This window comes from Methylobacterium sp. B1 (assembly GCF_000333255.1).
Classification (GTDB): Bacteria; Pseudomonadota; Alphaproteobacteria; order Rhizobiales; family Beijerinckiaceae; genus Methylobacterium; species Methylobacterium fujisawaense.
Map to the genome: position 1 here is coordinate 1 of NZ_BACT01000708.1, position 12,623 is coordinate 12,623.

The 12,623-nt window shown below is 67.7% G+C and carries 11 protein-coding genes; all 11 read left to right on the plus strand.

Annotation, left to right across the window (positions count from 1 at the left end; genetic code table 11):
• Window positions 1–1,815 (plus strand): NADH-quinone oxidoreductase subunit NuoG (gene nuoG, locus I53_RS20770; RefSeq protein ID WP_043354213.1); only part of this gene is annotated, 1,815 nt, incomplete at its 5' end.
• A 10-nt stretch (window positions 1,816–1,825) separates the two neighbouring features.
• Complete coding sequence (gene nuoH, locus I53_RS20775) at window positions 1,826–2,848, plus strand: NADH-quinone oxidoreductase subunit NuoH (protein ID WP_043354215.1); 1,023 nt, start codon at window positions 1,826–1,828, stop codon at window positions 2,846–2,848.
• A 28-nt stretch (window positions 2,849–2,876) separates the two neighbouring features.
• Window positions 2,877–3,365, plus strand: a complete 489-nt coding sequence (gene nuoI / locus I53_RS20780; RefSeq protein WP_043354217.1) for an NADH-quinone oxidoreductase subunit NuoI — start codon at window positions 2,877–2,879, stop codon at window positions 3,363–3,365.
• Between the two features lie 219 nt (window positions 3,366–3,584).
• Window positions 3,585–4,205 (plus strand): NADH-quinone oxidoreductase subunit J, encoded by a 621-nt coding sequence (locus I53_RS20785; protein WP_043354219.1) that lies wholly within the window; start codon window positions 3,585–3,587, stop codon window positions 4,203–4,205.
• A gap of 22 nt (window positions 4,206–4,227) precedes the next feature.
• Entirely contained in the window at window positions 4,228–4,533 is a 306-nt protein-coding gene (gene nuoK, locus I53_RS20790; protein ID WP_043351891.1) for an NADH-quinone oxidoreductase subunit NuoK, read from the plus strand.
• Between the two features lie 82 nt (window positions 4,534–4,615).
• Window positions 4,616–6,724 (plus strand): NADH-quinone oxidoreductase subunit L, encoded by a 2,109-nt coding sequence (gene nuoL / locus I53_RS20795; RefSeq protein ID WP_043354221.1) that lies wholly within the window; start codon window positions 4,616–4,618, stop codon window positions 6,722–6,724.
• 1 nt (window position 6,725) lies between these two features.
• On the plus strand, window positions 6,726–8,246 hold the full coding sequence (locus tag I53_RS20800; protein WP_043354224.1) for an NADH-quinone oxidoreductase subunit M: 1,521 nt from the start codon (window positions 6,726–6,728) through the stop codon (window positions 8,244–8,246).
• Window positions 8,247–8,256: 10 nt separating this feature from the next.
• Window positions 8,257–9,702, plus strand: coding sequence for an NADH-quinone oxidoreductase subunit NuoN (gene nuoN, locus I53_RS20805; protein ID WP_043354226.1), 1,446 nt, complete (start codon window positions 8,257–8,259; stop codon window positions 9,700–9,702).
• 7 nt (window positions 9,703–9,709) lie between these two features.
• Window positions 9,710–10,513 carry a biotin--[acetyl-CoA-carboxylase] ligase gene (locus I53_RS20810; protein WP_043354228.1) on the plus strand — a complete coding sequence of 268 codons (804 nt, stop codon included), beginning with the start codon at window positions 9,710–9,712 and terminating at the stop codon, window positions 10,511–10,513.
• 16 nt (window positions 10,514–10,529) lie between these two features.
• Window positions 10,530–12,203 carry a ribonuclease J gene (locus I53_RS20815; RefSeq protein ID WP_043354241.1) on the plus strand — a complete coding sequence of 558 codons (1,674 nt, stop codon included), beginning with the start codon at window positions 10,530–10,532 and terminating at the stop codon, window positions 12,201–12,203.
• Between the two features lie 241 nt (window positions 12,204–12,444).
• Window positions 12,445–12,623, plus strand: a 179-nt coding sequence (locus tag I53_RS20820) for a VOC family protein (RefSeq protein WP_043354243.1), incomplete at its 3' end; no start/stop codon positions are given.

The window sequence follows — 12,623 nt, forward strand, 5'->3', positions numbered from 1 at the left end:
GCCCGCGAGGGGGTGATGGAGTTCCTCCTCATCAACCACCCCCTCGACTGCCCGATCTGCGACCAGGGCGGCCATTGCGACCTGCAGGACCAAGCCATGGCCTACGGGGTCGATTCGACCCGCTACACGGAGAACAAGCGGGCGGTCGAGGAGAAGCATATCGGCCCGCTGGTGCGGACCGCGATGAACCGCTGCATCCACTGCACCCGCTGCGTGCGCTTCCTCGCCGAGGTGGCGGGCGTGCCCGACCTCGGCGCCATCGGCCGCGGCGAGGACATGGAAATCACGAGCTACCTCGAGCAGTCGATGGCCTCGGAGCTTCAGGGCAACGTCGCCGATCTCTGCCCGGTCGGCGCCCTCGTGCACCGGCCGCAGAGCTACAACGTCCGGCCGTGGGAGCTGAACAAGACCGAGTCGGTCGACGTGATGGACGCGGTCGGCTCGGCGATCCGCATCGACACCCGCGGCCGCGAGGTCATGCAGATCGAGCCGCGGATCAGCGAGGAGATCAACGAGGAGTGGATCTCCGACAAGACCCGCTACCACATCGACGGGCTGCGGATGCAGCGCCTCGACCGGCCGTACCTGCGCGAGAACGGCCGGCTGCGGCCCGCCTCCTGGGGTGAGGCGTTCCAGGCGATCGCCGCCAAGGTGAAGGGGGCGGATCCGAAACGCATCGGCGCCGTGGTCGGCGATCTCGCGGGCATCGAGGAGATGTTCGCGCTCCGCGAGCTGATCAAGAGCCTCGGCTCGCCGAACCTCGATTGCCGCCAGACCGATGCCGGGCTCGACCCGGCGCTCGGCCGCGCCTCCTACATCTTCAACCCGACCATTCCGGGCATCGAGGCGGCGGACGCGATCCTGATCGTCGGCGCCAACCCGCGCACCGAGGCCTCGCTGCTCAACGTCCGCATCCGCAAGCGCTGGCGCATGGCGCCGCTGGCGGTGGGCGTGATCGGGGAGCCGGTCGATCTGACCTATCCGAGCCATTATATCGGCGCCGGGCCGGACTCGCTGGCGGCGCTGTCCCGGGGCGAGCACAGCTTCCTCGACGTCCTCAAGGAGGCCAAGGCGCCGCTCGTCCTCGTCGGCGCCCATGCCGAGCCGGGCGTCCTGGCCGCGGCGGCGTCGCTGGCGAAGTCGATCGGCGCGATCTCGGCCGAGTGGAACGGCTTCGGCGTGCTGCACACGGCCGCTGCCCGCGTCGGCGCGCTCGATCTCGGCTTCGTGCCGGGGGAGGGCGGCCTGACCTTCGCGCAGATGCTGGAGCCGGGCGCGCTGGACGTCCTGTTCAACCTTGGCGCCGACGAGCGCGACGTCGCCCCGGGCGCCTTCGTGATCTACCAGGGCAGCCATGGCGACCGCGGCGCCTCCCGCGCCGACGTGATCCTGCCGGGGGCCGCCTACAGCGAGAAGTCGGCGACCTGGGTGAACACGGAAGGCCGGGTCCAGATGGGCAACCGCGCCGCCTTCCCGCCGGGCGACGCCCGCGAGGACTGGGCGATCCTGCGCGCCCTGTCGGACGTCCTCGGCAAGCGCCTGCCCTTCGATTCGCTCACCGCGCTCCGCCAAGCGCTCTATGCCGCCCACCCGCATTTCGCGGCGATCGGCGCCGTGGAGCCGGGCGACGTCGTGGAGGCGGCGGAGAAGCTGATCCGTCTCGGCAGCGCGACCGGCGGGCCGGCCTTCGCTTCGCCCGTGACCGACTTCTACCTCACCAACCCGATCGCCCGCGCCTCGCGGATCCTCGCCGAGTGCTCGCGCCTTGCCCGGGAGCGCGCCGCAGAGGCGCAGCCCCTCGCGGCGGCCGAGTAGGAGCCCACCGATGACGTCGCTCGAAATCCTCGGGACCGTGCTCCTGATCGTGCTGAAGAGCTTCGTGCTGCTCTCGGCGCTCCTCGTCTTCATCGCCTATGCGCTGCTCGCCGACCGGAAGATCTGGGCGGCGGTGCAGCTTCGGCGCGGGCCGAACGTGGTCGGACCCTTCGGCCTGTTTCAGTCCTTCGCCGACCTGATCAAGTTCGTGCTCAAGGAGCCGGTGATCCCGGCCGGGGCCAACAAGGCGATCTACCTGCTGGCGCCGCTGGTCTTCGCGATGCTCGCCCTGTCGAGCTGGGCGGTGATTCCGCTCGCCGACGGCTGGGCGATCGCCGACATCAATGTCGGCATCACCTACATCTTCGCGATCTCGTCGCTCGGGGTCTACGGCGTCATCATGGGCGGCTGGGCGTCGAACTCGAAATACGCCTTCCTCGGGGCGCTCCGCTCGGCGGCGCAGATGATCTCCTACGAGGTCTCCCTCGGCTTCGTGATCATCTGCGTGCTGCTCTGCGCCGGCTCGCTCAACCTCTCCCGCATCGTGATGGCGCAGGACACGAGCCTCGGGATCTTCGGCTGGTACTGGCTGTGGCTGTTCCCGATGTTCGTGGTGTTCTTCATCTCGGCGCTCGCCGAGACGAACCGCCCGCCCTTCGACCTGCCGGAGGCCGAATCGGAACTCGTGGCCGGCTACATGGTCGAGTATTCCTCGACCCCGTACCTGCTGTTCATGCTGGGCGAGTACGTCGCCATCATGAGCATGTGCGCGCTCGGAACCATCCTGTTCCTGGGCGGCTGGCTCTCGCCGATCCCCTTCGCGCCCTTCACCTGGGTTCCCGGCGTGATCTGGTTCGTCCTGAAGGCGAGCTTCCTGTTCTTTCTGTTCGCGATGGTGAAATCCATCGTCCCCCGCTACCGCTACGATCAGCTCATGCGCCTCGGCTGGAAGGTCTTCCTGCCGATCTCGCTGGTCTCGGTCGTCGTCGTCGCCTTCGTGCTCAAGCTGACCGGCCTCGCGCCGGGCGCCTGAGCCCACCCGTCGAATCGGAGATCCGGGCATGAAGCTCGATCAGGTCGCCAAAAGCCTTCTGCTGAAAGAGTTCGTGTCGGGGATGGTCCTCGGCATGCGCTACTTCTTCAAGCCGAAGGCCACGATCAACTACCCCTTCGAGATGGGCCATCGCGGCCCGCGCTTCCGGGGTGAGCATGCCCTGCGCCGCTATCCCAACGGCGAGGAGCGCTGCATCGCCTGCAAGCTCTGCGAGGCGATCTGCCCGGCGCAGGCCATCACCATCGAGGCGGGCCCCCGCCGGAATGACGGCACCCGCCGCACGACGCGCTACGACATCGACATGGTGAAGTGCATCTATTGCGGCATGTGCCAGGAGGCCTGCCCGGTGGATGCGATCGTCGAGGGGCCGAATTTCGAGTTCTCGGTCGAGACCCGTGAGGAACTGCTCTACGACAAGCAGAAGCTCCTGCTGAACGGTGACCGTTGGGAACGCGAGATCGCCCGCAACATCGCGATGGACGCACCGTATCGCTGACGCATCGTCCCGAAAGGCGGCCACCTGCTTTCGGAAGAAGGCGGCGCGTTGCAAGGGGATGGCGCATCGTCCCGGTCCCGTTGTCCATGACGATGCGCGAGACATGACGGAGGCGCTGTTGTGCCCCCGCCGACCGGGTTCTATAGACGGGCCGCCCGCTGCGGACCGTTTCAACGCACGGCAGAAGGGGCCGCTCCGGCGGCCGATCCCGATCAGCGCATGACCGCAGCAGCCGCCTTCTTCTACCTGTTCGCGAGCGTCACGGTCGCGTCGGGCTTCATGGTGATCGCCTCGCGCAATCCCGTAGCCTCCGTGCTGTTCCTGATCCTCGCCTTCGTGAACGCCGCGGGGCTGTTCGTCCTGATGGGCGCCGAGTTCCTCGCGATGATCCTCGTGGTCGTCTACGTGGGCGCGGTGGCGGTGCTGTTCCTGTTCGTGGTGATGATGCTCGACGTCGATTTCGCCGAGCTGCGCCAGGGCTTCCAGCAATACCTGCCGATCGGCGGCCTGATCGGGGCGATCTTCCTCGTGGAGCTGTTGCTGGTGGTGGGCTCCTGGAGCATCGATCCGGGCCTCGTCCAGGCGCCCCTCGGCAACGTCGCGTCGGCCGAGAACCTCACCAACGCCCAGGCGCTCGGCCGGGTGCTGTACACCGACTACGCCTACTTCTTTCAGCTCGCCGGCCTGATCCTGCTGGTGGCGATGATCGGCGCCATCGTGCTGACGCTCCGCGACCGGCCGGGCGTGAAGCGCCAGGACATCGCGGTCCAGAACGCCCGCACCCAGGCCATGGCTGTGGAGACCCGCAAGGTCCCGTCGCGCCAGGGTGTCGAGGTCTGATGTCCGCCGGAGGTTTCGAACGATGATCGGCCTGAGCCACTACCTCACCGTCGCGGCGATCCTGTTCACGCTCGGCGTGCTCGGCATCTTCATCAACCGCAAGAACATCATCGTCATCCTGATGTCGATCGAGCTGATCCTGCTCTCGGTCAACATCAACCTCGTCGCCTTCTCGACGCAGCTCAACGACATCACCGGACAGGTCTTCGCCCTGTTCGTGCTGACCGTGGCGGCCGCCGAATCGGCGATCGGCCTCGCCATCCTCGTGGTGTTCTTCCGCAATCGCGGGTCGATCGCGGTGGAAGACGTCAGCATGATGAAGGGCTAGGGCCTTCTTCTTCGCGCGCCCCGAGTGACATCCGGACGCCGCCGCCCCGCGGTCGGCCCGGAGGACGGACTGCAAGAGAGCGATGTATCACGCGATCGTCTTCTTCCCGCTCATCGGCTTCCTGATCGCCGGCCTGTTCGGCCGGTACATCGGGGCGCGGGCCTGTGAGTACATCACCACGTCCTTCCTCGCCTTCACGGCGCTGATCGCCTGGGGCGTGTTCATCGACGGCGGTCCGGCCGAGCGCGTACAGGTCGCCTCCTGGTTCGCGGCCGGCGACCTCCAGGTCGACTGGGCCTTCAAGGTCGACACCCTGACGCGGGTGATGCTGGTGGTGGTCACCACCGTCTCGACCCTCGTGCATCTCTACTCCGTGGGCTACATGGAGGAGGATCCGCACCGGCCGCGCTTCTTCGCCTACCTGTCGCTGTTCACCTTCGCCATGCTGATGCTGGTGACGGCCGACAACCTCGTGCAGATGTTCTTCGGCTGGGAGGGCGTGGGCCTCGCGTCCTACCTGCTGATCGGCTTCTGGTACGAGAAGCCCTCGGCCAACGCCGCCGCCATGAAGGCGTTCATCGTCAACCGCGTCGGCGATTTCGGCTTCTCGCTGGGCATCTTCCTGACCTTCGTCCTCACCGGCTCGGTGGCGTTCGACGCGATCTTCGACAAGGTCGACGCGATCAAGACGCTCTCCTTCCACTTCCTCGGCTACGACTGGAACGCCCTGACGCTCGCCTGCCTGCTCCTGTTCATGGGCGCCATGGGCAAGTCGGCGCAGTTCCTGCTCCACACGTGGCTGCCCGACGCCATGGAGGGCCCGACCCCGGTCTCGGCGCTGATCCATGCCGCCACCATGGTCACCGCCGGCGTCTTCATGGTCGCCCGCCTGTCGCCGCTCTTCGAGGAAGCGCCGAACGCGCTCATCGTCGTGACGGTGATCGGCGGCATCACGGCGTTCTTCGCGGCGACGATCGGCCTCGTGCAGAACGACATCAAGCGGGTGATCGCCTACTCGACCTGCTCGCAGCTCGGCTACATGTTCGTGGCGCTCGGCGTCGGCGCCTATTCGGCCGGCGTGTTCCACCTGTTCACCCACGCCTTCTTCAAGGCGCTGCTGTTCCTCGGGGCCGGCTCGGTCATCCACGCGATGCACCACGAGCAGGACATGCGGAACATGGGCGGCCTGCGCCGTTACATTCCCTATACCAGCGCCATGATGGCGATCGGCTCCCTCGCGCTGATCGGCTTCCCCTACACGGCCGGCTACTACTCGAAGGACGCGATCATCGAGGCCGCCTACGCCTCGACCCGGCCGGGCCACACGCTCGCCTTCCTGTGCGTCGTGGTGGCGGCGTTCTTCACCTCGTTCTACTCCTGGCGCCTGTTCTTCATGACCTTCGAGGGACCGGCCCGCTGGGGTGCGCATGCCGCGCACGACCATCACGACGCTCCCGCGGTGGCGCATTCCACCCTGGCGCACGAGGCCGACGGCCTGCCCGGTCACACCGAGGGCGCGGCCCACGACGATCACGGCCACGACATCGAGCCGGCCCACAGGAGCGACCTCGTCGCCGACGACCATCACGGGCACGGCCACCACGGTGACCACACGCCCCAAGAGAGCCCGCTGGTGATGACGATCCCGCTGGCGATCCTCGCCTTCGGCGCGCTGTTCGCCGGGATCATCTTCCACGACCGCTTCATCGGCGAGGGGATGGACGCGTTCTGGGGCCACGCCCTGGCGCACGGGCCGAACAACCACATCATGCACGAGATCCACGAGGTCCCGGCGCTGGTCTCCTACTCCCCGTTGATCATGCTGATCCTCGGCTTCGTCCTGGCCTACTGGATGTACATCCGCCGGCCGGAGCTGCCCGGCGAGCTCGCCGCGCAGCAGCCGTCGCTGTACCGGTTCCTGCTCAACAAGTGGTACTTCGACGAGATCTACGACCGGATCTTCGTCCGCCCGGCCAAGGATTTCGGCCTGTTCCTCTGGAAGCAGGGCGACGGTCGGATCATCGACGGCCTCGGGCCGAACGGCATCGCGGCGCGCGTCGTGGACGTGACCCGCGGCGTGGTCCGGCTCCAGACCGGCTACGTCTACCACTACGCCTTCGTGATGCTCATCGGCGTCGCCGGCCTGATCAGCTGGTACCTGATGTCCGGCCTGCCCAAGGGGGCTCACTGACATGCTCGGCCTCGGCATCCTCTCCGGTCTGCTGATCGTCCCGCTCTGCGGCGCGGCCTTCATCCTGACGCTGAACGGCGACGAGGAATCGGTCGCGCGCAACAGCCGTTGGGCCGCCCTCGCGACGACAATCGTCACCTTCCTGCTCTCCCTGGTGGCCTGGAACCGCTACGACGCCGCCTCGTCGAGCTTCCAGCTGGTGGAGAGCCACGCGTGGCTCACCGAGACGATCCGGTTCAAGCTCGGCGTCGACGGCTTCTCGATGCCGCTGATCCTGCTGACCACCTTCCTGATGCCGTTCTGCATCGGCGCGTCGTGGCACTCGATCCACTTCCGGGTGAAGGAGTATTTCGTCGCCTTCCTCGTCCTCGAGACGACGATGATTGGCGTGTTCGCCTCTCTCGACCTGCTGCTGTTCTACCTGTTCTTCGAGGCCGGCCTGATCCCGATGTTCCTGATCATCGGCATCTGGGGCGGCGCGCGCCGGATCTACGCGAGCTTCAAGTTCTTCCTCTACACTCTGCTCGGCTCGGTGCTGATGCTGCTGGCCGTGATGGCGATGTACTGGCAGGCCGGCACCACCGACATCCCGACCCTGCTGCAGTACCGCTTCCCGGTGCAGATGCAGACATGGCTGTGGCTCGCCTTCTTCGCCTCTTTCGCGGTGAAGATGCCGATGTGGCCGGTCCATACCTGGCTGCCCGACGCCCACGTGGAGGCGCCCACGGCCGGCTCGGTGATCCTGGCCGGCATCCTCCTGAAGATGGGCGGCTACGGCTTCATCCGGATCTCCCTCCCGATGCTGCCGGTGGCGAGCCACGACTTCGCACCCTTCGTCTTCGCCCTGTCGGTGATCGCGATCATCTTCACGTCGCTCACCGCGATGATGCAGACCGACATCAAGAAGCTGATCGCCTACTCGTCGGTGGCGCATATGGGCTTCGTGACGCTCGGCCTGTTCACCCTGAACGAGCAGGGCATCCAGGGCGCGCTGTTCCTGATGATCTCGCACGGCATCGTGTCGGGGGCGCTCTTCCTCTGCGTCGGCGTGGTCTACGACCGGATGCACACCCGCGAGATCGCCGCCTATGGCGGCCTCGTGAAGCGGATGCCGCTCTACGCGGTGGCCATGCTGATCTTCACCATGGCCAATGTCGGCCTGCCCGGCACCTCCGGCTTCGTGGGCGAGTTCCTGGCGATGCTCGGCGCCTTCAAGGCGAACCCGAATGTGGCCTTCTTCTCGACCTTCGGCATCATCCTGTCGGCGGCCTATGCCCTGTGGCTCTACGCCCGGGTGGTCTACGGCAAGCTGGAGAAGCCCAACCTCCAGGGCATCCTGGATCTGGATACCCGCGAAAAGATCATCCTGGCGCCGCTGGTGGTGCTGACGATCTACTATGGGGTGCACCCGGCTCCCGTGCTCGACGTGTTCGCGCCCTCCACGGATGCGCTGATGGCGAGCATGAAGGCCGCCCTCTCGAACACCCAGACGGCCGCCGCGGCGCTGCCGATCCCGCGCTGAGGCGGACACCATGACAACCGTCCACTCCGTCCTGCCCTCCCTGGCGCCGCTCCTGCCCGAGCTGATCCTCGGCGTCGGCGTCATGGTCCTGATCCTCTACGGCGCCTGGCGCGGCGAACGCTCCGCCGAGACCGTGAGCATCGGCGCCCTGGTCCTGCTCCTCGTCGCCCTGTCGGTGGTGATCTCCCAGCCGGCCCAAGGTCGGGTGACCACCCTGTCGGGCGCGTTCGTGTCGGATGCCTTCTCCAAGGTGATGAAGTCGCTGGTGCTGCTCGGCTCCTCGGCGACGATCCTGCTGGCGCACGACTTCTTCAAGCGCGAGCGCATCGACCGGTTCGAGTTCCCCGTGCTGATCGTGCTCTGCACCATCGGCATGATGGTGATGGTCTCGGCCAACGACCTGATCGCGCTGTATCTCGGCCTCGAGCTTCAGTCGCTCGCCGCATACGTGATCGCCGCCTTCCACCGGGACGACGTCAAGTCCACCGAGGCCGGCCTCAAGTACTTCGTGCTCGGCGCGCTCTCCTCCGGCATGCTGCTCTACGGCGCCTCGCTGGTCTACGGCTTCACCGGCACCGTCTCGTTCCCCGGCATCGTCTCGGCGCTCACCGAGAATGCCGGCTTCGGCATCGTGCTGGGTATCGTGTTCCTGGCGGCCGGCGTGTGCTTCAAGCTGGCGGCCGTGCCGTTCCACATGTGGACGCCCGACGTCTACGAGGGCTCGCCGACCCCGGTGACGGCCTTCTTCGCCTCGGCGCCCAAGATGGCCGCCGTGGCGATGACCGTGCGGGTGTTCATCGGCGCCATGCCGGACGTGACGGCGATCTGGCAGCAGATCTTCATCTTCGTCTCGATCGCGTCGATGGCGCTCGGCTCCTTCGCGGCCATCGGCCAGACGTCGATCAAGCGCCTGATGGCCTACTCGTCGATCGCCAATATCGGCTACGCGCTGATCGGGCTCGCCTCCGGCTCGGAGGAGGGGATCAGCGGGCTCGTCATCTACATGATCATCTACCTCGCGATGACCCTCGGCACCTTCGCGATCATCCTGTCGCTCCGGCGCCGGGAGGTGATGTTCGAGAAGATCGACGACCTGTCGGGTCTGTCGCGGACGCATCCGTGGCTGGCCTTCTGCCTCGCCGCGATGATGTTCTCGCTGGCCGGCATCCCGCCGCTGGCCGGGTTCTTCGCGAAGTTCTACGTCTTCGCCGCCGCGATCAAGGCGGGCCTGGTCACTCTGGCGGTGATCGGCGTCGTCACCAGCGTCGTCGGCGCCTACTACTACCTGCGGCTGGTCAAGATCATGTATTTCGACGAGCCCCGGGAGCCCTACGAGACGATGGCGCCGGGCCTGCGCGTGGTGCTCGCCCTCTCGAGCGTCGTGGTGGTGCTGTTCTTCCTCCTGCCCGGGCCGCTGGTCGGCGCCGCAGGCCGGGCCGCCCGGTCTCTGTTCTAGGACAGCCTTGCCCTACCGACTGGGGTCCGCGGCGCGCGCCGAGGGCCATCGCCTGCATGTCCACGAGACCCTCGGCTCCACCAACACGGAGGCGATGGCTCAGGCGCGCGCGGGCGAGACCGGCCCCCTCTGGGTGGTGACCCACCGTCAGGAGGCGGGCCGCGGCCGGCGCGGCAACAGCTGGGCCTCGCTGCCGGGCAACCTCGCGGCGAGCGTGCTGTGGCCCATCGCCGGGGTAGCGCCAGACCACCTCGCCGAACTCGGCTTCGTGGCCGGCCTCGCGCTGATCGAGGCGCTGGAGGCGACCTGCGGCACCCTGCCGGATACCGGATCCGGCAGCGCCGCCCGATCTCTGCAGCTCAAGTGGCCGAACGACGTCCTGCTCGGCGGCGCCAAGCTCGCCGGCCTGCTTCTGGAGGCCGAGACGCTGCCGGGCGGCCGGCGCGCCGCGGTGATCGGCTTCGGCGTCAACGTCGCGGCGGCCCCGGACGGGCTCGCCGCAATGAGCTTGGCGGCGGCGGGTTACGCCGGGGGCGCCGAGGCGCTACTGGAACATCTCTCGGACCGGATGGCCGCGCAGGCGCGCGCCTGGGACCGGGGACGGAATTTCGCTGACCTGCGCGCGGCTTGGCTCGCGCGGGCCGCGGGTCTCGGAACCGAGATCGCGGTGCGCAGCGGCGGGCACATCCTGCGGGGCGTGTTCGAGACGATCGACGAGGGGGGGCGGCTCGTGATCCTCGCCCCCGATGGGAATCGGCATACCGTGACGGCGGGCGAGGTGCATTTCGGAACGGCCGCGACGGCGGCCTGAGTTTGGACGACGACAGATGGCAATGGGACAGGAGGAGCTGGTCTTCCTGCCGCTCGGCGGCGTGGGCGAGATCGGAATGAATGCGGCGCTCTACGGGTTCGGCCCGGAGAAGGGCCGGAAATGGATCATGGTCGATTGCGGCATGGGCTTCGCCGGCGAGGAGCAGATGCCGGGAGTGGACCTGATGTTCCCCGACCTCTCCTTCATCGAGGAGCGGCGCAAGGACCTGCTGGGGATCTTCATCACCCACGCGCACGAGGACCATATCGGGGCGATCTCGGAGCTGTGGCCCCGGCTCAAGGTCCCGGTCTACGCGACCCGTTTCGCCAAGAACCTGCTGGAGACCCGGCGCCTCTCCGAGCCCGGCGCCCCGAAGGTCGAGCTGCGTGAGGTCAAGCCCGGCCGGCGTGTGACCGTCGGACCGTTCGAGCTCGAGTATGTGCCGGTCTCGCACTCGATCCCGGAATCGAACGCCATCGCGATCCGCACCGCCGCGGGCCTCGTGCTCCACACCGGCGACTGGAAGATCGACCCGACCCCGGTGGCCGGCTCGGTCACCTCGCCGGAGGCGTTCACGGCGCTCGGCGACGAGGGTATCCTCGCCATCGTCTGCGACTCGACCAACGTCGTGCGCGAGGGCTTCTCGCCCAGCGAGAAGACCGTGGCCGAGACCCTCAAGACGCTGATCGCGGACGCCCCCCACCGGGTCGCGGTGACCACCTTCGCGTCGAACGTCGCCCGCATCCGCGCGGTCGCCGAAGCCGCCGTCGCCTGCGGCCGCGAGGTCATCGCAGTCGGCCGCGCCATGGACCGGGTGATCGATGTGGCCCGCGAATGCGGCTACCTCGACGGCCTGCCGGAATTCCGCCGCGCCGATTCCTGGAAGAGCCTGCCGCGGGAGCGGGTCGTGGCCCTGCTCACCGGATCGCAGGGCGAGCCGCGGGCGGCGTTGGCCCGGGTCTCCCGCCGGGACCATCCGGATATCAGCCTCACCGCCGGTGATCAGGTGATCTTCTCCTCGCGCGCCATTCCCGGCAACGAGCGCGATGTCGGATCGATCATCAACGACCTGATCGAGCAGGGCGTCGAGGTGATCACCGACCGCACCGACCTCGTCCACGTCTCCGGCCACCCGCGCCGGGACGAGATGGTCGAGATGTACAAGTGGACCCGTCCCGGCACGGCGATCCCGGTCCACGGCGAGGCCCTGCACCTCGACGAGCATGCCCGCTTCGCCAGGGCGCAGGGCGTGCAGAACGTGGTCAAGGCCCGCAACGGCAGCCTGATCCGCCTGAGCCCCGGCACGCCGGCGGTGGTCGACCACGTGAAGGCTGGCCGGCTGTTCAAGGACGGCGACGTCCTGATCGACGAGAAGGACCGGGCGATCCCGGAACGGCGCAAGCTCATGCAGGCCGGCCTGGTCTCGGTGGCGATCGCCATCGACGAGGACGGCGTGGTTCTCGGCGAGCCGGCGGTGGACATCATCGGCCTGCCGAACCGCGGCCGGTCCGGCGAGCCGTTGATCGAAACGGTCGTGGATGCGGTCTCCCGCACCCTGTCGGGGATGTCGCGGGGCAAGCTCAAGGACTCGGAGAGCGTCGAGAAGACGGTCGACCGGGCGGTGCGCACCGCGGTCAACGAGGTCTGGGGCAAGAAGCCCGCCTGCCACGTGCAGGTGGTCGAAGTTTAAGCTACGACGACAGACGAACGGACCACGGCAGGTCCGGTCCAGACCCTCATCCTGAGACCCCTGCACAGGGGGTCTCAGGGGCGCCCTCCAGCGGGACGCGCGATCCTTGGCGCGTTCCTCGGGGCCTTCCTCGGGGCGTTCCTTGGCGGGCGCCTTCGCGGCGGCTCGCGCAGGCCCGAGGATGAGGGTGCGCCTGGAAGCAGCGGCCTGCCGATCGGTACGCGAACGGGGAGGAAGCAACATGATCGGCCGTCTCAATCACGTGGCCATCGCCGTACAGGATCTCGACGCCGCCTGCGCGGTCTATCGCGACACGCTCGGCGCCACGATCACCCCGCCGCTCCCGCAGCCGGAGCACGGTGTCACAGTCGTGTTCGTCGAAGTGCCGAACAGCAAGATCGAGCTGATGTCCCCCCTCGG

Bases quoted from the DNA above. Each gene is read 5' to 3' on its own strand.
- nuoH (WP_043354215.1), top strand. From the start codon at position 1,826: ATGACGTCGCTCGAAATCCTCGGGACCGTGCTCCTGATCGTGCTGAAG.
- nuoI (WP_043354217.1), top strand. From the start codon at position 2,877: ATGAAGCTCGATCAGGTCGCCAAAAGCCTTCTGCTGAAAGAGTTCGTG.
- I53_RS20785 (WP_043354219.1), top strand. From the start codon at position 3,585: ATGACCGCAGCAGCCGCCTTCTTCTACCTGTTCGCGAGCGTCACGGTC.
- nuoK (WP_043351891.1), top strand. From the start codon at position 4,228: ATGATCGGCCTGAGCCACTACCTCACCGTCGCGGCGATCCTGTTCACG.
- nuoL (WP_043354221.1), top strand. From the start codon at position 4,616: ATGTATCACGCGATCGTCTTCTTCCCGCTCATCGGCTTCCTGATCGCC.
- I53_RS20800 (WP_043354224.1), top strand. From the start codon at position 6,726: ATGCTCGGCCTCGGCATCCTCTCCGGTCTGCTGATCGTCCCGCTCTGC.
- nuoN (WP_043354226.1), top strand. From the start codon at position 8,257: ATGACAACCGTCCACTCCGTCCTGCCCTCCCTGGCGCCGCTCCTGCCC.
- I53_RS20815 (WP_043354241.1), top strand. From the start codon at position 10,530: ATGGCAATGGGACAGGAGGAGCTGGTCTTCCTGCCGCTCGGCGGCGTG.